The organism is Caulobacter sp. FW305-C-30-S16 (assembly GCF_058783025.1).
The window spans coordinates 261883-284176 of the sequence record NZ_JBYSYH010000002.1; the positions used below are offsets into that span (position 1 = coordinate 261883).

Annotated in this window: 23 protein-coding genes and 1 tRNA gene; 8 read left to right on the forward strand and 16 right to left on the reverse strand. The window is 68.9% G+C overall.

The window, feature by feature from the left end:
* Positions 1 to 99: 99 nt before the first annotated feature.
* The 4 genes from AC3WJT_RS08245 to AC3WJT_RS08260 all read right to left on the reverse strand — a co-directional run bounded on the left by AC3WJT_RS08245 (position 100) and on the right by AC3WJT_RS08260 (position 2098).
* Positions 100 to 189: transfer RNA gene (locus tag AC3WJT_RS08245), tRNA-Ser, on the reverse strand.
* 57 nt (positions 190 to 246) lie between these two features.
* Positions 247 to 1206 carry a hypothetical protein gene (locus tag AC3WJT_RS08250; protein ID WP_492342627.1) on the reverse strand — a complete coding sequence of 320 codons (960 nt, stop codon included), beginning with the start codon at positions 1204 to 1206 and terminating at the stop codon, positions 247 to 249.
* A complete protein-coding gene (locus AC3WJT_RS08255; RefSeq protein WP_492342628.1) occupies positions 1176 to 1883 on the reverse strand; it encodes a tetratricopeptide repeat protein in 708 nt (235 codons plus the stop codon). Before AC3WJT_RS08255 ends, AC3WJT_RS08250 begins: the two co-directional genes overlap by 31 nt.
* The gene (locus AC3WJT_RS08260) at positions 1880 to 2098 is read right to left on the reverse strand and encodes a hypothetical protein (RefSeq protein ID WP_492342629.1); all 219 of its coding nucleotides are present in this window, start codon (positions 2096 to 2098) and stop codon (positions 1880 to 1882) included. Before AC3WJT_RS08260 ends, AC3WJT_RS08255 begins: the two co-directional genes overlap by 4 nt.
* A 119-nt stretch (positions 2099 to 2217) precedes the next feature.
* Between AC3WJT_RS08260 and msrA the strand changes: the two genes are divergently transcribed.
* Together msrA and AC3WJT_RS08270 are read left to right on the forward strand one after the other, a co-directional pair.
* Positions 2218 to 2871: a peptide-methionine (S)-S-oxide reductase MsrA gene (gene msrA / locus AC3WJT_RS08265; RefSeq protein ID WP_492343337.1), complete on the forward strand. Its 654-nt coding sequence runs from the start codon at positions 2218 to 2220 to the stop codon at positions 2869 to 2871.
* Positions 2868 to 3209, forward strand: coding sequence for an MmcQ/YjbR family DNA-binding protein (locus tag AC3WJT_RS08270; RefSeq protein ID WP_492342630.1), 342 nt, complete (start codon positions 2868 to 2870; stop codon positions 3207 to 3209). The genes msrA and AC3WJT_RS08270 overlap by 4 nt, the downstream gene beginning before the upstream one ends.
* A gap of 172 nt (positions 3210 to 3381) precedes the next feature.
* Here the strand turns inward: AC3WJT_RS08270 and AC3WJT_RS08275 are convergent, their stop codons facing one another.
* The 6 genes from AC3WJT_RS08275 to AC3WJT_RS08300 form a co-directional block, all read right to left on the reverse strand.
* Positions 3382 to 4071 carry a DUF599 domain-containing protein gene (locus AC3WJT_RS08275; protein WP_492342631.1) on the reverse strand — a complete coding sequence of 230 codons (690 nt, stop codon included), beginning with the start codon at positions 4069 to 4071 and terminating at the stop codon, positions 3382 to 3384.
* 2 nt (positions 4072 to 4073) lie between these two features.
* Positions 4074 to 4541: an MAPEG family protein gene (locus tag AC3WJT_RS08280; RefSeq protein ID WP_492342632.1), complete on the reverse strand. Its 468-nt coding sequence runs from the start codon at positions 4539 to 4541 to the stop codon at positions 4074 to 4076.
* Between the two features lie 31 nt (positions 4542 to 4572).
* Positions 4573 to 5907, reverse strand: a complete 1335-nt coding sequence (locus tag AC3WJT_RS08285) for an MFS transporter (RefSeq protein ID WP_492342633.1) — start codon at positions 5905 to 5907, stop codon at positions 4573 to 4575.
* Positions 5908 to 5979: 72 nt separating this feature from the next.
* Entirely contained in the window at positions 5980 to 6135 is a 156-nt protein-coding gene (locus AC3WJT_RS08290; RefSeq protein WP_492342634.1) for a DUF3309 domain-containing protein, read from the reverse strand.
* A gap of 98 nt (positions 6136 to 6233) precedes the next feature.
* On the reverse strand, positions 6234 to 6410 hold the full coding sequence (locus tag AC3WJT_RS08295; RefSeq protein WP_492342635.1) for a YegP family protein: 177 nt from the start codon (positions 6408 to 6410) through the stop codon (positions 6234 to 6236).
* An 88-nt stretch (positions 6411 to 6498) separates the two neighbouring features.
* On the reverse strand, positions 6499 to 6990 hold the full coding sequence (locus AC3WJT_RS08300) for a DUF983 domain-containing protein (RefSeq protein WP_492342636.1): 492 nt from the start codon (positions 6988 to 6990) through the stop codon (positions 6499 to 6501).
* A gap of 134 nt (positions 6991 to 7124) precedes the next feature.
* Here AC3WJT_RS08300 and AC3WJT_RS08305 point away from each other — a divergent pair, with 134 nt between their 5' ends.
* From AC3WJT_RS08305 to AC3WJT_RS08330, 6 genes are all read left to right on the forward strand, one after another.
* Complete coding sequence (locus tag AC3WJT_RS08305) at positions 7125 to 8609, forward strand: L,D-transpeptidase family protein (RefSeq protein ID WP_492342637.1); 1485 nt, start codon at positions 7125 to 7127, stop codon at positions 8607 to 8609.
* Positions 8606 to 9259, forward strand: coding sequence for a peptidoglycan L,D-endopeptidase MepK (locus AC3WJT_RS08310; RefSeq protein ID WP_492342638.1), 654 nt, complete (start codon positions 8606 to 8608; stop codon positions 9257 to 9259). The genes AC3WJT_RS08305 and AC3WJT_RS08310 overlap by 4 nt, the downstream gene beginning before the upstream one ends.
* A 14-nt stretch (positions 9260 to 9273) precedes the next feature.
* Positions 9274 to 9609 carry a hypothetical protein gene (locus AC3WJT_RS08315; RefSeq protein WP_492342639.1) on the forward strand — a complete coding sequence of 112 codons (336 nt, stop codon included), beginning with the start codon at positions 9274 to 9276 and terminating at the stop codon, positions 9607 to 9609.
* A gap of 147 nt (positions 9610 to 9756) precedes the next feature.
* Positions 9757 to 11541: an FAD-dependent oxidoreductase gene (locus AC3WJT_RS08320; protein ID WP_492342640.1), complete on the forward strand. Its 1785-nt coding sequence runs from the start codon at positions 9757 to 9759 to the stop codon at positions 11539 to 11541.
* Positions 11538 to 13376, forward strand: coding sequence for a 2-oxoacid:acceptor oxidoreductase subunit alpha (locus AC3WJT_RS08325; protein ID WP_492342641.1), 1839 nt, complete (start codon positions 11538 to 11540; stop codon positions 13374 to 13376). The genes AC3WJT_RS08320 and AC3WJT_RS08325 overlap by 4 nt, the downstream gene beginning before the upstream one ends.
* A complete protein-coding gene (locus AC3WJT_RS08330) occupies positions 13373 to 14428 on the forward strand; it encodes a 2-oxoacid:ferredoxin oxidoreductase subunit beta (protein WP_492342642.1) in 1056 nt (351 codons plus the stop codon). Before AC3WJT_RS08325 ends, AC3WJT_RS08330 begins: the two co-directional genes overlap by 4 nt.
* Positions 14429 to 14467: 39 nt before the next feature.
* Here AC3WJT_RS08330 and AC3WJT_RS08335 read toward each other — a convergent pair whose 3' ends face one another.
* The 6 genes from AC3WJT_RS08335 to lgt all read right to left on the reverse strand — a co-directional run bounded on the left by AC3WJT_RS08335 (position 14468) and on the right by lgt (position 22238).
* Positions 14468 to 15760 (reverse strand): glycoside hydrolase family 130 protein, encoded by a 1293-nt coding sequence (locus AC3WJT_RS08335; RefSeq protein WP_492342643.1) that lies wholly within the window; start codon positions 15758 to 15760, stop codon positions 14468 to 14470.
* Positions 15664 to 18114 (reverse strand): glycosyltransferase family 4 protein, encoded by a 2451-nt coding sequence (locus AC3WJT_RS08340; protein WP_492342644.1) that lies wholly within the window; start codon positions 18112 to 18114, stop codon positions 15664 to 15666. Before AC3WJT_RS08340 ends, AC3WJT_RS08335 begins: the two co-directional genes overlap by 97 nt.
* A 101-nt stretch (positions 18115 to 18215) precedes the next feature.
* Positions 18216 to 19298 (reverse strand): mannose-1-phosphate guanylyltransferase, encoded by a 1083-nt coding sequence (locus AC3WJT_RS08345; protein ID WP_492342645.1) that lies wholly within the window; start codon positions 19296 to 19298, stop codon positions 18216 to 18218.
* 266 nt (positions 19299 to 19564) lie between these two features.
* The gene (gene pgeF, locus AC3WJT_RS08350) at positions 19565 to 20341 is read right to left on the reverse strand and encodes a peptidoglycan editing factor PgeF (RefSeq protein ID WP_492342646.1); all 777 of its coding nucleotides are present in this window, start codon (positions 20339 to 20341) and stop codon (positions 19565 to 19567) included.
* Positions 20338 to 21402: a class I SAM-dependent methyltransferase gene (locus AC3WJT_RS08355; protein ID WP_492342647.1), complete on the reverse strand. Its 1065-nt coding sequence runs from the start codon at positions 21400 to 21402 to the stop codon at positions 20338 to 20340. The genes pgeF and AC3WJT_RS08355 overlap by 4 nt, the downstream gene beginning before the upstream one ends.
* Positions 21402 to 22238 (reverse strand): prolipoprotein diacylglyceryl transferase, encoded by an 837-nt coding sequence (gene lgt, locus AC3WJT_RS08360; RefSeq protein ID WP_492342648.1) that lies wholly within the window; start codon positions 22236 to 22238, stop codon positions 21402 to 21404. Before lgt ends, AC3WJT_RS08355 begins: the two co-directional genes overlap by 1 nt.
* Positions 22239 to 22294 lie beyond the last annotated feature (56 nt).

Here is a 22294-nt window from a genome sequence, read left to right on the forward strand (position 1 = left end):
ACGAGAGACGCAGATCGCGTCTCTGATCCGGCGCAAGCGACGGTAAAGTCGGGGGTATTTCGGGGCGTTCCCTGAAGCGGGATTCAGCGCGTGACTGGATGGCGGTGAGAGTGGGATTCGAACCCACGGTAGGCGTTAACCTACACACGCTTTCCAAGCGTGCGCCATCGACCACTCGGCCACCTCACCAGCACCACCGGTCAGGAGCTGGTCAAAGCCCCCGGCGCAGGAAGGCGCGCAATATACTCATGGACCCTTCCGGGGCAAGGGCGCTTGGGCCGCCAGGCGGCGGTGATTGAACAACGAGCGCGGTTCGTCGCGACGCAGGGTCAGCGACAGGGCCTCGGCGGACCGGATCCACGTGTTGATCGCGCCACGTGCGCGCGGGTCGCGGGCGCGGATCCTGGCTTCGAGGCGGGCCAGGCCGGCGTTGGCGCGGCGCAATCCCGCGAGGCTGCGCGGCAGGCCCGCGAACCGTTCGTCGAGCCGTCCGAGCCGCGTGCGCGCGGCGGCGACCATAACGAGCGCCGTGGCGCGATCCCCGTACTCAAGCGCGCCGTCTGCGGCGATGACGCCGCTGATGGCGTCGCCCAGGTAGTCGTCGGCCCGCAAGGGTTCCGCCGGACCGCAGGCGGCCGGATCGAGCGCCCGCACATAGGCCGTCAGGCCGGCGAGCACCGCCGGCGTCGGCTCGGGGCCGTCAAACTCCTCGGTGATCAGGCCGTGGATGAAGGTCTTCAGCGCGGCGGACGACGGATCGCGGTCGACCTTCAGGGCCGTGCGGGGGCCGCCGAGGTCCGGGATGGCGACAGGATCGTCAACGCCGTTGCCCCGATGGCTGCTGAACAGGGAAGAGGTGACGTCGGCCGTGCCGGGCGCGCCGGAAGCGCCGGGGAAGAGGAAGTCAGGGTTGGTCCGGCCGTTGCGGTGGCAGGTCTCGCAGGAGACGCCGGCGCGCGCCGCCTGGCCGCCGAGCAGAAGCGGCGACCGGAACGCGACCCGGCCGACAAAGACCGCCTGGGCCGTGTCAGGCGACCAGCCGCGCTTGGCCGGCAGGCATTCCGATGGTTGCCAGCCCAGCGCCGCGACCGGATCCGCCCCCGGCGCGAGCCAGCGCATCTCGGCCAGCGGCGGGGCGTCCGAAGCGGCGAGGGACCCGAGCGCCAGGACGAAGGCTAGAGCGGCTGGCCGCCGGCTTCGATCCAACGGCGCAGATCCTCTGCTTCGGGGCAGCCGTAGGTGCAGGACTTTTCGAGCCGGGCCAGCATCACCCGCGCCCCGGCGATATCCCCGCGCAGCACCTTGAGCTCTCCGTAATACTCGGTGGCGCCACGGTGGTTCGGCGCGATGGTAAGGGCAGCCCTGTACCAGCCTTCGGCTTCGTCCAGCCGGCCCATGCGGCGCAGGACGTAGCCGCGATAGGTGAAGATGTCCGGGTGCGGACCGACGACGCGGCTGGCGGCGTCCAGCGCGGCCAGGGCCTCGGGCCAGCGGCGCTCATTGATCAGTCCGACGGCCGCGACATAGGCGCGCTCGCCGCCCGTGGGATCGCCGAACAGCAGGGAAGAGGTCGGCGTCGGCGTCGGCGCGGCCAGGGCGGCCTCGACCTTTGTCACCGCCGTCTTGAGCGCGGTCGCCTCGGGACACTTGCCGGCGCAGGCCGCATCCCGGGCCTTGAGGGCGGCCAGTTCGGTCCTGGCCTCGTCGACCTCGCCAAGCCGGACCAGGGTCAAGGCCAGTTCGCGGCGGGTGTCGATATCCTCGGGCTTGAGCTTTGCCGCGCGTTCATAGGCCTTGCGCGCGGCCTTGAACTCGCCCTGGGCGGCGCGGGAATAGCCCAGCAGGAACCAGCCTTCCGGGGCCTTGGGCGCGGCCTGGGTCACCCGGCTGAAGGCGCGCTCGGCGTCGCGAACTTGCTGGCCTGGATGGCCGCGATGCCCTTCTGGTACTCGGCGACCGGATCATACTGCGGACCGCTGGAGCCCATGTCCGAGCCGCCGCTGCCGCCGCCGCCGCCGCCGCCTGCGGCGAGCGCCGCGCCGGCGAGACAGGAGAGCGCCAGGGCGCTGATCAGGGCCAGTCTGTGCATGCGGATCATCGTCGGTTCCTCCCCGTGATCCCGTCATGCAAATCTGGCATAACAATGATCACGCGTCAGCCGATGAAATCGGGCGGGCCGCGCCCTATCTTGTCTGCGAACCGATAGTCGAGGACGCCATGCTGTTCGCCAAGAAGACCCTGGAAATCCCCACCGCCGCCGACGCCCTGCCGGGCCGGGCGCAGGAACTGCCCACCGCCCTGACCCACTTCGTCAACGACCGGCCGCTGAAGGGCCCCTGGCCCGAGGGTCTGGAGGAGGCCGTGTTCGCCATGGGCTGCTTCTGGGGCGTGGAGAGGATCTTCTGGCAGATCCCGGGCGTCTGGAGCACGGCGGTCGGCTATGTCGCTGGCTCGACGCCCAATCCGACCTACCAGGAAGTCTGCAGCGGCCGCACCGGCCACACCGAGGCTGTGCTGGTGGTCTTTGACCCGAAGGTCGTCAGCTACGACGCCCTGCTGAAGGCCTTCTGGGAGAACCACGATCCGACCCAGGGCATGCGCCAGGGCAATGACGTGGGCACCCAGTATCGCTCCGGCGTCTATCCGCTGAACGAGGGGCAGGCGGCGGCCGCCGTGGCCTCCAGGGACGCCTACACCCAGGCGCTGGCGAAGGTGCGGATGGGGCCGATCACCACCGAGATCGCGACCGCCGGGCCGTTCTACTACGCCGAGGACTATCACCAGCAGTACCTGGCCAAGAACCCGAACGGCTACTGCGGCATCGGCGGCACCGGCGTGACCTGCCCGATCGGCGTCGGCGTCGGGGCGTGACGCCACAGGCCTTCGACGCGGTCTGCCGCGCCCTGCCGGGCGTCACCATGGACGTCCAGTGGGGCGACGATCACGTCTACAAGGTCGGCGGCAAGATGTTCGCCGTCTACGGCCCGGCGGCGGACACCTTCTGCTTCAAGGCCAGCGACATCGCCTTCGAAGTGCTGACCGAGACCGGGCCGGGCAAGCCGGCGCCCTATCTGGCGCGGGCCAAATGGGTCTGGTTCGCCAGCCTGGCCGGGCAGGAGGCCGGCGAGGTCGAGGGCTGGCTGAAGAGCGCGCACGGGCTGATCGCGGCGAAGCTGACGAAGAAGGTGCGGGCCGAACTGGGGATCTAGCGCGGTATTCAGTCCAATCACCGTCATGGCCCGACTTGTTCGGGCCACCCAAGCACACAGTTCGGGACGGTGACTCACTGATCGTCAGCGGCCAATCGCCGGGCGCCATCACGCTTGGGTGGCCCGAACAAGTCGGGCCATGACGGCCTGGTTTGAAGCGTCGGCGCCGGCTTCAGCCCTCGATCCGCGCCCGCAGCTTGCGGATCGCCTTCGCCGACGGCGACTGCCGCTGACGCCAGACCAGCAGGCTGACCGCGCCCACCGTGGCGATGGCCATGGCGATCGGGCCGAACATCCAGGCTGCCGCCGCCAGGGCGAAGTAATAGCCACGCACCCCGGCGTTGAACGCCGACAACGACTGGTTCAGCACCTCGCCGCCGGCCTCGCCGAAGGCGTCCAGTTCGGCCGGGTCGATGCCTTCGCCCTCTGGCGTCGCGCCGAAGATCGTCAGGCAGTAGTTCATCTGGCGGATCGACCAGATGAAGGCCAGCAGGCCGCGCGCCAGCACGATCAGGATCACGGCCATCTGCAGCTCGAACAGCATCCGCGAGGAGGTCTGAATCAGCTCCAGGCTGGAGAGGCTCGCGAACGACCGCTCGCCGCCGAACAGCACCCCGGCGGCGGCGGCGATCAGCAGCAGGTTGGACGAGGCGAAGAAGCTGGCCGAATTGAGCGCGTGGCCCAGTAGCTGGCCGTCCATGAACCGGCTCTCGCGCCGGGCCATCTGGCGCATCCAGGCGGCGCGGACGACGGTCATGTCCGTGTTCAGGCTGCTCTCGCGCGACACCATCCGCAGCAGCTGCTCGTAGAACAGCCAGCACAGGGTGAAAAACGCCAGGGCGGCGATGTCGGCGAGCGGCATGATCAGGCTCCGAGGGCGGCCAGCAGCGCGATCACGGTCATGGCGATCAGGATCAGCGACCCGACGGTCCACAGCGTGGCGCGCACATCGTGCGTCTGGGCGGTGATGTAGGCGCCGAAGTGCAGCAGGCGCGAGACCACGTAGCCGTAGAGCAGCAGCCGCGCCAGCCACAGCTCCGGCTCGGCGAAGACGAACAGCAGTCCCGCGACCAGGAAGAAGGGCAGGTTTTCGAGGTCGTTCTGCTGGATCCGACGGACCCGCTCGACGCGTTCGTCGGGCTCGAGCTGGCGCGGATCGGGATCGGGGTTCAGCGGCGTCTTGCGCAGGTCTTCGGGCGAGCGGTAGCCCCCCTTCACCTGCATCATCCGCACGACCGTCAGCCAGGACATGGCGACGGCCTTCAGGATCATCAGCGCCGCGGCGATGATCCAGGTCGCGAAAACCGGGTTCTGCAGGTTCAGACTGTCCATCGTACCCTCCGGGTTAGGCCCGACCGGCCCGTCAGTCCTCCTTGATCAGGCTGGTCCTGCGGGTGTCGGGCATCAGGATGACCGTCAACAGGCCGACCGCCAGGATCGCCGTGACGTAGAGGTAGAAGTTGCTCTCCTGCCCGGCCTTCTTGAAGCTGAGCGCCACCGCCTCGGCCGAGCCGCCGAAGATCGAGTTGGCGATGGCGTAGGGCAGGGCGACGCCGAGAGCGCGGATGTGGGCCGGGAACATCTCGGCCTTGAACAGGCCGGAAATGGCGCTGTAGCCGGACTGGAACACCAGGGCGATCATGATCAGCCCGAAGGCCGTGACCGCGCTGGTTGTTCCGGCAATGGCGTTGAGCAGCGGCCAGGTGGCGATCATGCCGCCGCCGAAGGCGAACAGCAGCAGCGGTTTGCGCCCGATCCGGTCGGACAGCCAGCCGACGAGCGGCTGCAGCAGCATGAAGCAGAACAGCGCCGCCAGCATGATCTCGCTGGCCGTCGCCTTGCTGAAGCCCGAGGTGTTGATCAGGAACTTCTGCATGTAGCTGGTGTAGACATAGTAGGCGAGCGAGCCGCCGGCCGTCAGGCCCATGACCATCAGGGTCTCGCGCGGGTGTTTGACGAACAGCAGCATCGTCCGGCCGCGGTTTTCGCCCTCGGCCTTTGCGTTCTCGAAGCCCTGGCTCTCGTGGATGCCGCTGCGGATCCAGAACACCACCACCGCCAGCAGGGCGCCGATGAAGAACGGAATGCGCCAGCCCCAGGCCTTGAGGTCGGCTTCCGGCATGACGTTCTGCAGCAGCACGACCATGCCCTGCGCCGACAGCGAGCCCGCGATCAGGGTCACGTACTGGAAACTGGCCCAGAAGCCGCGCCGCTTCGCGCCGGCCACCTCGGACAGATAGGTGGCGCTGGCGCCGTATTCGCCGCCGACCGACAGGCCCTGCAGAATCCGGGCGCCGAGCAGGATCGCCGGGGCGAGCGCGCCGACCTGGGCGTAGGTCGGCGCCAGCGCGATGACCAGACTGCCGACGCACATCATCGACACCGACAGGGTCAGCGCCGCACGCCGTCCGGCGCGGTCGGCATAGGCGCCCATCAGCCACGCGCCGAGCGGCCGGGCGAGGAAGCCGACGGCCGAGATCGCCGCGGCCTTGAACAGCTGCGCGGTCTGGTCGCCCTCCGGGAAGAAGTGGCTGGCGAAATAGACAGTGAAGAAGATGTAGGTCGACCAGTCGTACCACTCGACCAGATTGCCTGCCGAGCCGCCGAGGATCGCCTTCAGGCGCTGACCGGCGGTCATGCCGGGCGGCGGCGGGCCGTCCGGCGTTTCCCCGAACACGCCTGTTTCCGTCACCGCCATGCCGTCCCCCCGAACCGGTTCAGTTCAGGGGAGGTTAGGCGCGGCATGGGGTGAGGGGAAGGGCGCCGGACCCTACAGCCTGCCCATCAGGAACAGGATGATCAGGATGACCAGTACAAGGCCCAGGCCGCCGCTGGGAAGATAGCCCCAGGACCTGGAGTGGCCCCAGGTCGGCAGCGACCCGATGACCGCGAGAATAAGAACGACAATGAGGATGGTCCCCAGCATGCGATGTCTCCTGAACAGAACGGCCCCGGCTTCGCCAGATCAATTCCCGGCGAGGGTGTCAGGTTCCGGGGGCTGTTCAGGTCCGCTGCCGGCGGCCGTCAGCTGTTGTCTTCGGTCGGCGCGTCCGGACCGTTCTTCTTGATCGAGGCGATAGCGTTCTGGGCCGAGGCCTTGGAGCTGTAGCCCTCGGTCGAGAACATCACTTCGTCATTGAACTTGAACCGGACACGGAACTCGCCGGCCTTGTCCTTGTAGATTTCGAACTTGTGGGCCACGCGGGCGCTCCTGTGCTGTCGGAAACCCGACAGTCCAATTCCCGCCGCCGCCGGTCAATCGCGCCGCCGGCCACAAACGCGTGAGGCGTCAGCCGTGGGCCGGCGCGGGCCGGATCGACCACAGGGCTCCCAGGAAGGCGCCCTTGATGCGCGGCAGCAGCAGCAGGATCAGGGTCGTCAGCGCGAACAGCGCGACCGGCACGATCACCCAGGGCGAGGTCTCCCACATGAAGGGGAAGAAGAACGCCGGGGCGACGACGAGGTGGCCGACGAGCAGGATGGTGAAATAGGCCGGACCGTCATCGGCCTTGTAGGCGCCGAGGTTGTGCCCGCAGGCTTCGCAGGTCGGCGCCACCTTCAGGTAGCTGCTGAACAGACGGCCCTTGTCGCAGTTGGGGCAGCGCCCGCGCAGGCCGCGCAGGAGGCCCGTCTTGAACGGGCGCGTGGTGGCGATCTCGGTCATGGCCTTCATATGGCCCAACACGCGCCCGATTGCGAGACGTGCGACGCGATAGTGTGCAGGCTCCGGAGCATGAAACGTCTTCGCCAGACCGGCGTTGTCGATCAGGGGCGGCGGCATTCGCCTCCAGGGGGAGGAACAGGCGGGACTGCAACACCTGTGATCTCTTTTCGTGTGAGGGGAGACAACGTTGCGCGCAGCGATAAATGCTCTGCTAGGGTTTGGTGCTGGGAATGAAAGGGCGCACGGGTTCGATGCCGCTTCTGACGCGTAAAGTCGCCACGGTCTGCTTTGCCGCGGCTGTCATGGTGAGCGCCCTGTCGCCGGCGATGGCCCAGGCGCCGTCGCCCTCGCCCTCGTTGGCGCGCGCCGCGCCGCTCTCGCCCACCGCGCCGATCACCCTGACGCCGGCCCAGGCCGCGCTCCTGCAGCGCACCCTGGCCGAGTCCGATCGTCACGGCTTCGAGCCCGGCGAGTTCGCGCCGCGCAGCTCCGGCGACGCCGGCCTGATCGAGGCCGCGATCCGCTACGCCCGCGCCGTCAAGACCGGCCGTCTGGCGCCCGCGGGCTTCCGCGACGACTGGGGCCTGCGGCCGATGCCGTTCGACGCCCGGGCGGGCCTGGCCCGTGCGGTCTATGATGATCGGCTGGAAGCCTGGCTGAAGAGCCTGCCGCCCGACTATCCGGGCTACGAGACGCTGCAGCGCGGACTGGTCACCTATCGGACGATCCGCGAACGGGGCGGCTGGCAGTCGTTGCCGGAGGGCCCGGAGCTCAAGCTCGGCTCGACAGGTTTCGCCGTCGAGGCCCTGCGTGCGCGACTGGCCATAGAGGATCCCGCCGCACCGGCCGTGACGGCGCGCACCCAGCCTGCGGCCCCGGCGACGCCGGGCGCCCTGGCGCCGGTCGGCGAGCCGCTGTTCGACATGGCGCTGGCAGAGGCGGTCAAGCGCGCCCAGAAGCGGATGGGCCTGGAGCCGACGGGCGTGGTCAACGCCTCGACCCGCAACGCGCTCAACATCCCGGTTCAGCGCCGCCTCGACCAGATCGTCGCCAATATGGAACGCTGGCGCTGGCTGCCGCCGACCCTGCCGGCCGACCGGGTCCAGGTGAACGTCGCCGCCGGGGTTCTGACGCTCTACAAGAACGACCAGCCGGCGCTGTCCATGCGCGCGGTGACCGGAAAGCCCAACGGTGGCGAGACGCCGCTGCTGCAGTCCGAGATCCACAGCATCGTGCTGAACCCGCCCTGGAACGTGCCGGCCGGCATCGCCGCGCGTGAGCTGTTCCCGAAGGGGCGCGCCTATCTCGCCAGCGCCGGCTTCCGCATCCTGCCGGGTGGCGGTCTGCAGCAGGCGCCGGGCCCGGGCAGCGCGCTCGGCCTGATCAAGTTCGACTTCCTCAATCCCTACGCCGTCTACCTGCACGACACGCCCAGCAAGGGCGGCTTCTCGCGGTACACGCGGCTGGCCAGCCACGGCTGCGTCCGGCTCGAAAAGCCGCTGGCCCTCGCCCGCGCGATCATGGAGGGTGACCCGGTCTGGACGCCGGAAGCCATCGACGCGACGATAGCCGGCGGCAAGACCACCCGCGCGGCCGTCGCCCGGCCGGTGGCCGTGTTCCTGCTGTACTGGACGGCCTATGTGACGCCCGACGGCCAGGTGAACTTCCGCCAGGACCCCTATGGCTGGGACACCCTGCTGATGCAGCGGATCGCGGCGCAGGGGCGCGGCGCTTGATCCCGCGCCGGTCGCTGCTGACGGCCGGTCTGGCCGGGCTGGCGACCACCGCGGCCGTGACCGCGCGCGCCCAGGACGCCGCGCCGCCGGCCGCCGACGGCTACGGACCGCGCGACGATCCCGAAGACGCCTATCCGGACTTCCTGCTGTCGCCGGTTCCGCTGACGCCGCCGCCGCCCGGACCGCGTCATCTGAAGTTCCGCCACCTCCACACCGACGAGAACCTCGAGGTGGTCTACTGGGAAGACGGCAAGTACGTCTGGGACGCCCTGGGCGCGATCAACAAGCTGCTGCGCGACTTCCGCTCCACCGAGGTGCATCCGATCGATGTGCGGCTGCTGGACATTCTGTTCACGCTGCAGTCGCTGACCGGCTCGAAGGAGCCCTACAGGATCATCTCGGCCTTCCGTTCGGTCCAGACCAACGCCATGCTGAGCGGCCAGAGCGCCGCAGCCAACGGCTCCAGCCAGGTGGCGAAGAAAAGCCTGCATATGGAAGGCAAGGCTATGGATGTGCGACTCAATGACGTGTCGCTGACCGGCTTCCGCGACGCGGCGCTGACCTTGCAGGGCGGTGGGGTCGGCTACTATCCGGACTCGGCGTTCGTCCATGTTGATATCGGTCCTGTCAGAACCTGGCAGGGCACGTAGGGGGTAGAAGACTCATGGCTCAGAAATCGGGGGGCAGCTGGTTCTGGCTGCTGGTCGGGATCCTGGCGGGTATCGCGCTGACGTTGTCGGCGTTGCTGTTCCTGAACGCAGGGTCCGGCGACGGCGCGGACACCCGTACGGCGGCGGATGACGCGGCGGCGACGGCGGCCGGCCAGCTTCCCGATCCGGGCACGCTTCCCGCCCCCTCGGCGCCGGAGCCCAAGGCCGCGGCGGTCCCCGTTCCGCGCGACGCCGGCATCGATCCGGCCTCGGACGACCAGATCGCCGACGACGCGGCGGCCTCGGGCATGACGTCCCGCGCGCCGGCGTTGACGCCCGAAAGCGATTAATCGTCGCGGCGGGCTGGATAGGCCGAACAACGCGCGTTAAAACAAATGTTCGAGCATCTTGTGCGGGCGTAGGGCGGCCGGTCCTTCAGTAGCTGGGACGGCCTTTCTCACTCAGACACGGGAGCGGGGGGAGAGGAGTTCTACGCGTTGGAGCCTACGAACACCGAGGCGCCGGAATACTTCCACAAGGTTGTCGATTGTCAGTGGGCCTGTCCGGCCCATACGCCTGTGCCCGAGTACATCCGTCTGATCGCCCAAGGCCGTCACGCCGACGCGTACATGGTCAACTGGAAGTCCAACGTCTTTCCCGGAATTCTCGGGCGGACCTGCGACCGTCCCTGCGAGCCGGCCTGCCGGCGCGGGCGCGTCGACGAGGAGCCGGTGGCCATTTGCCGCCTCAAGCGCGTCGCCGCTGACAACAAGGGTGACGTCGCCGCCCGGATGCCGTCGGCGCCCTCCCAGCTGATCGGCAAGCGCATCGCCTGTGTCGGGGCGGGCCCCGCCGCGATGACGGTCGCCCGCGACCTCGCGCCGCTCGGCTATCACGTCACCGTCTACGACGCGGACGCCAAGGCCGGCGGCATGATCCGCAGCCAGATCCCGCGGTTCCGCCTGCCCGAAAGCGTCATCGACGAAGAGATGGGCTTCATCACCGATCTCGGGCTGGAGATGCGGCTCGGCGAGCGGGTGGAAAGCCTGGGCGCCCTGCTCAAGGAAGACTACGACGCCATCTTCGTCGGCACCGGCGCGCCGCGCGGCCGCGACCTCGACGTTCCCGGCCGGCAGGAGGCCGCCGCCAACATCCACATCGGCATCGACTGGCTCTCCAGCGTGTCGTTCGGCCACATCGATCAGATCGGCAAGCGCGTCATCGTGCTTGGCGGCGGCAATACGGCCATGGACTGCTGCCGCACCTCGCGCCGTCTCGGCGGCGAGGATGTGAAGGTCATCGTCCGCTCGGGCTTCGCCGAGATGAAGGCTTCGCCGTGGGAAAAGGAAGACGCCCAGCACGAAGGCATTCCGATCCACGACTTCCTGGTGCCCAAGGCGTTCACCCACGAGAACGGCAAGCTCACCGGCGTGACCTTCGAGAAGGTCGGCGCGGTCTATGACGAAAAGGGCCGGCGGTCGCTGAAGCCCACGGGCGAGCCGGACCAGCATTTCGAATGCGACGACGTCCTGGTCGCCATCGGCCAGGAGAACAGCTTCCCCTGGATCGAGCGCGACATCGGCCTGACCTTCGACGAGTGGGGCATGCCGGTCGTCGACGAGACGACCTTCCAGTCCAGCCTGCCGAATGTGTTCTTCGGCGGCGACGCCGCCTTCGGGCCGAAGAACATCATCTGGGCCGTCGCGCACGGCCACGACGCGGCCATCTCGATCGACCACTTCTGCCGTGGCGCGGACCTGCGCCTGCGGCCGCCGCCGGGTGTGCTCGTCTCCTCCCAGAAGATGGGCATCCACGAGTGGAGCTACGACAATGACGTGTCCGACGAGGACCGTCAGAAGGTGCCGCTGCTGCCGATCGCCGAGGCCTTGGCCGATGTGAAGGCCGAGGTCGAGCTGGGCTTCGACGATCCCCGCTCCTGGGCCGAGACGCAGCGCTGCCTGAACTGCGACGTCCAGACCGTCTTCGCCGCGCCGCTGTGCATCGAGTGCGACGCCTGCGTCGACATCTGCCCGACGGACTGCATCACCTTCACCGTCAACGGCGAGGAAGAGGAACTGCGACCCCGTCTCAAGGCGCCGGCGCTGAACCTGACGCAGGACCTCTACGTCTCCGGCAGCCTGCCGACCGGCCGTGTGCTGGTGAAGGACGAGGACGTCTGCCTCCACTGCGGCCTCTGCGCCGAGCGCTGCCCGACGGGCGCCTGGGACATGCAGAAGTTCGTCATCGAAATGACCCACGCTGGCGGGGGATGCTCGAAATGACCCGTCCGATCGAGGCTGTGAACGACTTCGTCGTCAAGTTCGCCAACGTCAACGGATCCGGATCGGCCTCGGCCAACGGCCTGTTCGTCAAGGCGATCCTCCGGATGGGCGTGGCGGTCGCCGCACGCAACATCTTCCCGTCCAACATCCAGGGTTTGCCGACCTGGTACGAGATCCGCGTCAGCGGCCAGGGCTGGCTCGGCCGGCGCGGCGGGGTCGACCTGATGGTCGCCATGAACCCGCAGACCTGGGACCGCGACGTCGCAGAGATCGATAGCGGCGGCTACCTGTTCTACGACTCCACCAAGCCGATGCCGGCCAGCAAGTTCCGCGATGACATCACCGTCGTCGGCATCCCGCTGACCGCCCTGTGCAACGCCGCCTACGCCGAGCCGTCCAAGCGCAAGGTGCTGAAGAACATCATCTATCTGGGCGCGCTGACCTACCTGCTCGGGATCGAGCCCGGGGTCGTCGAGGCCCTGCTGGCCGAGGAGTACGCCTCCAAGCCGGCGCTGATCCCGGCCAACATCGAGGCCATGGGCATCGGCTTCAACCATGCGAAGGCCAACCTCAAGCCGCTCGGCCTGCAGCTGAAGCGCGCCGACGCGGTGGGCGACCGCATCTTTGTCGACGGCAACACCGCCGCGGCGCTCGGCGCGGTCTATGGCGGGGCGACGGTCTGCGCCTGGTATCCGATCACCCCGTCCACCTCGGTGGCGGAAGGCTTCATCGACTACTGCAAGAAGCTGCGGCACGACCCGGAAACGGGCGAGGCGCGCTACGCCATTGTCCAGGCCGAGGACGAGATCGCCTCCATCGGCATCGTCGTCGGCGCCGGCTGGAACGGCTCGCGGGCCTTCACCTGCACCTCAGGCCCGGGCGTCTCGCTGATGCAGGAGTTCATCGGCCTCAGCTACTTCGCCGAAATCCCCGCGGTGATCTTCGACGTGCAGCGCGGCGGTCCCTCGACGGGCATGCCGACCCGCACCCAGCAGTCGGACATCCTGTCGGCGGCCTACGCCAGCCACGGCGACACCAAACACGTCCTGCTGCTGCCGGAAGGCCCGAACGAGTGTTTCGAGTTCGGGGCCCAGGCCTTCGATCTCGCCGACCGGCTGCAGACGATGATCTTCGTCATGCTCGACCTCGACATGGGCATGAACGAGTGGCTGATCCAGCCGTTCAAGTGGGATGACAGCAAGGTCCTCGACCACGGCAAGGTCATGACCGCCGAGATGCTCGACGCCGGCGCGGACTTCGGCCGCTACAAGGACGTCGACGGAGACGGCATCCCGTTCCGCACCCTGCCGGCGACCCATCCGTCGAAGGGCGCCTACTTCACCCGCGGCACCTCGCGCGACCCCTACGCCCGCTACAGCGAGGAGGGCGCCGTCTATGTCGACAACATGGAACGGCTGCTGCGCAAGTTCGAGACGGCCAAGTCGCTCGTTCCGGCGCCGATCCAGCGCAAGGCGGGCAAGCAGACGGCCTACGGCGTCATCTATTACGGCTCGACCTCGCCGGCGATGGACGAAGCCCTGGCGGGGCTCGAGGCTCGCGGTCTGCATGTCGACGCCCTGCGGGTCCGCGCCTTCCCGTTCCCGGGCGAGGTGTTCGACTTCATCGCCCATCACGAGCTGGTCTTCGTGGTCGAGCAGAACCGCGACGCCCAGCTTCGCGCGCTGCTGATCAACGAGGGCGGGGTCGATCCGGCCCGGCTGGTGAAGGTGCTCAACTACGACGGCTCGCCGATCACGGCGCGCTTCATCCAGGCCGAGCTGGCCCGGGGCATGGGCGCGGTCGATGTGAACGCCGCCGGGGAGATGGCCCAATGACCTACATCGTCAAACCGCAGTTCCATCATCCGTCCCTGACGACCAACAAGCTGGGCTTTACGCGCCGCGACTACGAGGGTCGGGTCTCGACCCTGTGCGCCGGATGCGGCCACGACTCGATCAGCGCCGCCATCGTTCAGGCCTGTTTCGAGATCGACCTTGAGCCGCACCGTCTGGCCAAGCTGTCGGGCATCGGCTGCTCGTCCAAGACGCCGGACTACTTCCTCAGCGCCAGCCACGGCTTCAACACCGTGCACGGCCGGATGCCATCGGTGCTGACCGGGGCCAATCTGGCCAACCGCGAGCTGATCTATCTGGGCGTCTCCGGCGACGGCGACAGCGCCTCGATCGGTCTGGGCCAGTTCGCCCACGCCATGCGGCGCGGGGTCAACATGGCCTACATCGTCGAGAACAACGGCGTGTACGGCCTGACCAAGGGCCAGTTCTCCGCCACGGCCGACAAGGGCAGCAAGTCCAAGAAGGGCGTGGTCAATTCCGATAGCGGCATCGACCTGGTCGCCCTGGCCCTGCAGCTGGGCGCCACCTTCGTCGGCCGCAGCTTCTCGGGCGACAAGGACCAGCTGGTGCCCCTGATCAAGGCGGCGCTGACGCACAAGGGCGCGGCCTTCATCGATGTGCTGAGCCCCTGTATCGCGTTCAACAACCACAAGGGCTCGACCAAGAGCTTCGACTGGGTGCGGGAGCACAACGAGGCGGTCAACCGGCTCGACGTGCTGCTCGGCCGGGTGCCGGTGACCACCTCCTACGAGCCCGGCTCGCTGGTCGAGGTGGCCCAGCACGACGGCTCGACACTGCTGCTGCGCAAGGTGGCCAGCGACTACGACGCGACGGACCGCACCCGTGCGATGGCCTACCTCCAGGAGCGTCAGGCCGTCGGCGAGATCGTCACCGGCCTGCTCTACGTCGACCCGGAAGCCGAGGACCTGCACGACGCCCTGAACACCGTGCCGCGCGCCCTGAACGCCCTGACCGACGCCGAACTCACGCCCGGCTCTGCGGCCCTGGCCAAGATCAACGCGGCGCTCAGGTAGCGCAGAGGTCCTACCTCTCCCAATAGGGAGAGGCAGGTTTTAGACCAGCTCCCCCACCAGCTCGTCGATATCCAGCGAGCAGAAGGCGATCGAGCTGTCGGCGACGCCGTAGGGCAGGACCAGGCGCCGGCCGGTGACCAGGCCGCCGCAGGTGTAGACGACGTTGGGCACGTAACCCTCGCGGTTCTCGTCCGACGGCGAGATCAGCGGCGTCGCGGTCCGGCCCAGCACCTTCGTCGGATCGTCCTTGTCGAGCAGCACCGCGCCGATGGCGTATTTGCGCATGGCGCCGACACCGTGGGTCAGCAGCAGCCAGCCCTCGTCGATCTCCATCGGCGAGCCGCAATTGCCCATCTGGACCAGCTCCCAGGGGAAGCGCGGCGAGACGATCATGTCGCCGCCGTTCCAGTCCAGCAGGTCGTCCGAGCGCAGGAACCAGATGTTCTCGCCGTCCTGCCGGCCGATCATCGCGTACTGGCCGCCAACTTTTCGCGGGAACAGCGCCATGCCCTTGTTGCGCGCCGCCGTGCCGCTCATCGGCAGCAGATCGAAGTTGCGGAAATCCTGGGTGACCAGCATCTCCGAGGCGATCGCCATGCCGCTGTAGGCCGTGTAGGTGCCGTACCAGACCGGATCCTCGCCCGGCGCGATGAACCGCACGAGCCGCAGATCCTCCAGGCCGTTTCGCTGGGCCTGGGTGAACGGGAAGATCACCGTGCCGGAGAGCGAGGCCTCGTCATAGCGGCAAGCCCTCACCGGACCCTCCGGAATGCCCTCCGGCGGGGGATCATAGGCGTGGGCGGCCATCGCGACGCGGGGCTCGGGCATCAGGGTCAGGTCGCCGTCGGGTGTCACGATCCCCTCGCGAAAGGCGATCGAGGAGATGTGGCCCTCACCCACCGCCCGCATCGACAGGACGACCCGCACCGCGCCGCCGACCAGGCCGGACTGGTCCGGGTGGGGGGTGATGCTGGGGTTGGTCAGGGCCGCGCCGGCGTAGCTGTACTCATGGCAGAAGTAGGCGCCGATCAGCGCCTTGCGCGTCTCGCGCAGGCCGGACTTCAGACCGAGCTGGGCCTTGATCTGGGCATAGCGCTCCAGATGGACGCCGCGCGTCTGCCAGTGTCGGTCGCCGAAGTCCTGGTTCACCAGCGCCAGCTCGGACTCGCAGGTCCGCATGTCCATCGCCAGCACGGCGTCGACGATGCGCCGCGCCCGCGAAACCTGGCCCGGCTTCAGCGGTCGGGAATCTGGAGCGATGTGGAAGGGCCGAATGACGACGCGCGCGGGGTTGGGAGGGATGCGGAGGTCACTGTGGGTGATGTGGGGCATCGTTCGGCGGGTCGATCTTCTGTGGAGGCCTTGTCGGCGGGACGGGCGACGGGCTCGGCGAGGCGTTCGAGCACCAGCATGGCGCAGGCGGCCAGCTGGAAGGACAGCACGGACTCCGCGCCCCGGTTGAGGTTAGGGCCATCAGGCGTGAGGCCGTCGTAGCAGTCGCCGGTCAGAGGATCGCCGACGGGGACGCCGAGATCGTTCTTGCCGAGGAACCAGTCGAACGCGCGCCGGGCCTCGCCCAGCCACCAGCGATCGCCGGTCGCGGCGAAGGCGGCGGCGCAGGCGTCGACCGTCGCGGCTGCCTCGAGCGGCTGTTGGTCGAACGGCGCGGCGACGGTGAACGGCAGGCCGAAATTCTGGGTGCCGACCGCGCGGAAGACGCCGCCGACGCCGGTCTGCCGGCCGCAGAGCCAGTGCAGCGCGTTCAGGCCGGCCTGGGTCAGGGACTCGTCGTCCAGCACCATCCCGGCCCGAAGAAGCGCTTCCGGCAGGCGGGCGTTGTCGTAGGTCAGGCCGTCTTCAAACCAGCACCAGTCGTCGGTCTCCGACCCGCGCAGCACCCCGGCCAGACCCCGGGCCAGCCGCTGAAGCAGTTCGCGCTCATGCGTCAGGCCGGGCTCGGCGCGGACGAGGCTGGCCAGACCGAGCACCAGGAAGGCGTAGGTGCGCAGGGCGGTGAAGCTGTCCAGATGCGGCGCGATCTTGTCGGCCAGTTCCCGCGCCCAGAGACGCAGGGCGGGGGAGCCGGCCTCCGACGCGGTGACCGCGACCGACCACCAGGCTCGCGCGACGCTGTCGTCGGAGCCGACGTCTTCCAGCCAGGTGCGATCATAGGCCATGAAGTTGCGGAACCGGCCCGCATCGCCGTTCCAGGCGTGGTGGACGAAGGCCGAATAGGTCTCCGCCAGCGCCGCCGTCTCCGGCGTGTTCATGCCCACGGCCCGCAGTCTGTGCATCAACAGCAGCGCGCGGGCGTTGTCGTCGACGCAGTAGCCGTGGTTGCGGTCGGGGACGGCGTAGACGCTGTGCTGCAGCATGCCCACGCCGTCGGTCATCCGCCGCACGCCGCCCAGCGACGGGCGGGGCAGGGGGTTCGTCGCGAAGCTGCGCGGTTCCGCGCCGGCCGCGCGGGCGGGCGGCCGCTGCTCGCGGGCCTCGGCGAACACGGCGAGATAGCGCTCGGCCAGCCGGCTCCAGAGGGTCTCGCGACCCGCGTCCCAGGCCCGCTGGCGCAGGGCGTTCATCCGCTCCGGATCGCCGAGCAGCGCCACCGCGGCGGTCGCCATGGCGTCCGGATCGTTGAAGGGCGTCAGCACGCCGCGGCCGTCGGCCAGCAGCTCCTGCGCATGCCAGTAGGGGGTGGAGATCACCGCCTTGCCCAGCGCCACAGCGTAGGACAGCGTCCCCGACGTGATCTGCGCGACGTTGGGATAGGGCGTCACATAGAGGTCGGCCGCCTCCAGCCAGTCGAGCAGCAGCGGGGTGTCGACATACTGGTTGTGGAACCGCACATGCTCGCCGACGCCCAGGTCGCGGGCCAGGGCGAACAGGCCCTCGCGATAGGCCTCACCTTCACGGGCGATCAGGTGCGGGTGCGTGGCGCCCAGGATGACATAGAGGGCGTCCGGCCGGGCGGCGACGATCGCCGGCAGGGCCCGGATCATCGATTCCAGTCCCTTTCCAGGCGACAGCAGCCCGAAGGTCAGCATCACCTCATGCCCCGCCAGTCCCAGCCGGGCCTTGGCGTCGGTGGTGTCGGTCAGCGGGCGGTCAGGCGCGCCGTGGGGTGTCACGATGATCTTCGCGGCAGGGACCTTCCAGACGTCCGTCAGGATCTGCCGGCCGCGTTCGGCCATGACGATGATCCGCGCCGACCGCCTGATCAGCCGCTCGAAGACGCGGCGCTGATCGGCGTTCGGATCGGTCAGGACGGTGTGCAGCGTGGTGGTGACGGGCGCGCGGATGGCGTCCAGCATCAGCATCAGATGCTCGCCGGCCGGGCCGCCGAACAGGCCGAACTCGTGCTGGACGCAGACGGAATCCGGCGCGGCGTCGTTGATCCGGCGAGCGGCCTCGAGATAGTCGGCGGCGCGGTTCTGGTGGACCTGGAACATCACCTCGGGGCCGTACTCGTAACCGCCGCCCTCGTCGGTCATGGCGATCACGCGGCAGTCGAGCGCCGGCGCGGCGGCTTTCAGCGCGTCCAGCACATCACAGGTGAAGGTGGCGATCCCGCAGCGGCGCGGCGGAAAGCTGCCGATCAGCACGACGCTGCGCAGCGTCCGGGCCGGCGGAAGCGGTGTCATCGAAGGATTGACGGCAAACGTGGCGGCGGTCGAACGTGGCATGGCGGTCCCCGGCGGCGCGGCCCGTCCGGCGCCTGTCCATGTTGCAACGCGGGAGAGGGCCGATTGGATGCGCGGCGCGCCGTCACGCTGCCGTGCGCGGGTCAGCGCTGGGGCGGAAAGCCGGTTTCCCCTAGCACCACATTGCCCATGCGCGACGCGCGATCGACAGCGGCCTTGAGCCCTTCGGCGGAGTCGAGATCGCAGACCATCACCGCCTCGCGATCGGCGATGACGGCCAGGTTGCGACCCCCGACGACGACCACGGTCATGCCCTGGCCGGCGCGGACGAGACACCCCTCGACGTTCTCGAGCACCACCTCGCCGGCGGCGCTGTTGCCGCTGGCGTCGCGCTTCGACGCCGCCAGAACGGCGTTCCAGGCGCCCAGGTCCGACCAGGCGAAATGCGCCGGCGCTACGACGGCGCGGTCGGTCTTCTCCATCACCGCATAGTCGATGGAGATCTTCGGCGCGGCGCGGAAGCGGGCGCCGAGGGTCACCTGATGAGGTTCGTGCTCACCCTGCTCGACAGCGTCACGCGCCGCGATGCTGACCTCGGGCGCATGCAGATCGAGCTCGGCGATGAACGCATCCGCCCGCGTGATGAACATGCCGCTGTTCCACAGGTAGCCGTCGCGCAGGAACCGTTCCGCCTGGGCGAGGTCGGGCTTTTCGACGAACGCCGCCACATGATGGATGCCGCCGAGCGGCTCGCCCGGGCGGATGTAGCCATAGGCCGTCGACGGTGCATCAGGCTGCACGCCCAGGGTCACGATCCAGCCGTCGCGGGCGTGCCGCTCGGCAATGCCGACCGCTTCGGCGAACGCATGGTGGTCGGGAATGTGGTGGTCGGCGGCGAGGAACAGGATCACCGCTTCGGGGTCCTTCGCCGCGATCAGGTGAGCCGCCGCCGCCATCGCCGGGGCGGAGTCCCGGGCCTCGGGTTCCAGCAACAGCAGGCCGCCGCCGCCGGCCCGCTGCAGCGCGCGACGGATGGCCGGAGCGTGGGCGCGACCGGCGACGACGGTCACCGGCGCGGCGTCGGGCAGGGCATGGCTGCGCTCAAGCGCCTCGTCGAAGGTCGACCGGGCGCCGACAAGCGGAATGAACGGCTTGGGAAAGTGCGGGCGGGAGGCAGGCCAAAGACGCTGGCCGGATCCTCCACTCATGATCACAGGATAGAGCACGGTTCACCGATCTGGCCGCTTCACCCGGGACGGGTGACTACGCGCGACGCATTCAAGGGTATAGTTCGGACAAATTGCAACCATTGAGACTCAATGGCGACTCGCGCGCTGACGGCGGTCGGCCGCCACGGCAGGTCCAGGGCCGGCGCGGCTGGTAGCCGGACCGCCCTGACGGCGCGTTCGCGATAGGCTTGTCTGCCGCAGTTCTTCATCGCCACCACAACGCGTGAACGCCGCGAGGGTTCAGGCAATGTGGCGGCGCGGCCTCAGCTCATCATGATGGCGGACATCAAACGTCCGTAATCAGGCTCGCCCTGCCTGAAGGCGCGCCGGTTCGAGAAGAACACGTCCCCTTCGGCGCAGGTGTCGCGTCGGATCCATTCTGCGCGGGCGACGCCGGCCTCGGCCAGGCGGTCCAGCACGAAGGCCGGCAGGTCGAACTGGCGCTTTTCCGGCGCGGCGCCGGCGCTGAAGAAGCGCGCCGAGCCCGGGCAGGCGGTCTCGAACCGGTCGAGGAACTCCAGCCCGACCTCGTAGGACCGTGGCGCGATGCAGGGGCCGACGGCGGCGATGATCCGCGACCGGTCCGCCCCGAGCGCCGTCATCGACTGTACCGTCGCCTCGACCACGCCGTTGAGCGCGCCCTGCCAGCCGGCGTGCGCGGCGGCGACGACCCTGGTCTGGGGATCGACGAACAGGATCGGCGCGCAGTCGGCGGTCAGGACCGCGCAGACGATCGCCGGCCTGTCGGTGACGACGGCGTCGCCTTCCGGCAACTGTCCGCACCAGGGTTGGTCGGCGGTGACGGCGGTGGCGGAATGGATCTGGTAGCAGGTGTTCAGCGCGTCAGGCGTCGCGCCGAACCAGTCGGCGGCGCGCCGGCGATTCTCCAGCACGTCGGCGGGATCATCGCCCGAGCCGCGCCCGACGTTCAGGCCCTCATAGATGCCCTTCGACACCCCGCCTTGCCGCGTGAAGAATGCGTGGCGAACGCCCGGCAGCCCGGCCAGCAGGTCGCTCTGCAGGACAGGCAGGCCGGTCACGTCGAGGCCTCGAAGCCCGGCGGGATCAGTTCCGCCGAATGGATGCAGGCGACCTTGAACAGCTCGCCCATCTCGTCGGGCGAGATCAGGCGGATCAGCTGCCGTTCGATGACGTCGGCCCGGTCGGGGCGCGCAGCCTTCAGCGCCTCGGCGCGATGCTGGATCCCCAGCATCCCGAGGAACAGGCCCTGGGCGATCGGATCGGTCGCCTCCGCGCCGGCCGCGCGGGCCGCGTCGCGCACGGTCGGGAAGTCGGCGTAGACGGTCAGGTCGGACTCGCCCGGGAAGGCGAGGGGATCGACTTTCTCATGCGCCCGGATGGCCTGCAGCGTATCGCCGAACTCGGGCCCGCCACGACCGTAGTCGATCAGCAGGGCGGCGCCGCCCTCGCGGGCGATCAGGGCGCCCAGGTCATTGCCCAGCGCCTCCTGCGCCGCGGAGACTTCGAGGACCGGGCTGTCCGGCGAGGGCGTCTTGCCATCAGGCGACGGCGCGAGGCCGAAAGCCAGGCCACCGTCTTCGCCCAGCCCCACCAGCCGCTCGATCCAGGCGTCGCCGGCGTGGACGAACTGCCGCGCGGGCAGGCAGTCGAGCAGTTCGTTGGCGATCAGGATCACCGGCAGGCCGTCCGGCAGATTGCCCAGCGAGCCGGTCCAGTTCGGCTCCGGGCTGACGTCTGCCAGCTTCGCCTTCTGCACCGCGCGCAGCGGCCAGGAGGTCTCGATCATCCAGACCTCGGCGGCAGCGACGAAGTCCGGCGCCAGCCGCACGGTGCGCAGCAGGTCGCTCATCAGCGTGCCGTCGCCCGGGCCCATCTCGACCAGACGGAAGGCGGACGGCTTGCCCATCCGCGTCCAGGTCTCGACCGCCCAGACGCCCAGCAGTTCGCCGAACATCTGGCTGATCAGCGGCGCGGTGATGAAGTCGCCGCCTTCGCCCAGCGCGGGCCGGGTCGCGTAGTAGCCCTCCTGCGGGTCGTGCAGGCAGCGGGTCATGTAGTCGGCCACCGTCATCGGGCCGGTCTGCGCGATCTCGGCGCGCAGGCGTTCCATCAAGCTCATCAGCCTTCGACCTGCTCCGGCGCCGGGGCGGCGACCGGCGTCCGGCGCGAGCGCCAGACCAGCCAGACGCCGACCAGCAGCATCGGGATCGACAGCAGGGTGCCCATGGTCACCACATCACGCAGGAACGGCAGCATCTGCGCGTCCGGCTCGCGTACGCTCTCCAGCGAGATGCGGAAAGCCGCATAGCCGATCATGAACAGGCCGCAGATCGCGCCGCGCCGCTGCAGCCAGCCCAGCCGGTGGGTGGCGAAGCGCAGGATGAAGAACAGCACCAGGCCCTCCAGCGCCGCCTCGTACAGCTGGCTCGGGTGGCGGTACTCGGGGCCCGCCGCCGGAAACTGGATGCCCCAGGGCACGGTGGTCGGACGACCCCACAGCTCGCCGTTGATGAAGTTGGCCACGCGGCCGAAGAACAGGCCGATCGGCACGGCCGGCGCGACCAGGTCGCCCAGCTTCAGCATGTCCATCCTGTTGCCGAGGGCGAACAGGATGATCGCCACGACCACGCCCAGGAAGCCGCCGTGGAAGCTCATGCCGCCCTTCCAGACCTGGAAGATCTCGAGCGGGTCGTCCCAGACCAGGTTCGGCGCATAGAACAGGATGTAGCCGATCCGGCCGCCGACGATGACGCCGAGCGTGATCCAGAGGATCAGGTCGTCGATCTGCTCGGCGGTGGCGATGGGCTTTTCGCCGCCCCACAGTCCGGTCTTGCGGATGAGGCCGACAGCATAGCGCCAGCCCAGCAGGATGCCGGCCACATAGGCCAGTGCGTACCAGCGGATGGCCAGCGGACCGATGCTGAAGATGACGGGATCGAAGTTCGGAAACTGCACGTCTCTCTCCGGATGGACGACTTCGCGCCTGTGATAGCGGTGATCCCCTTCGCTTT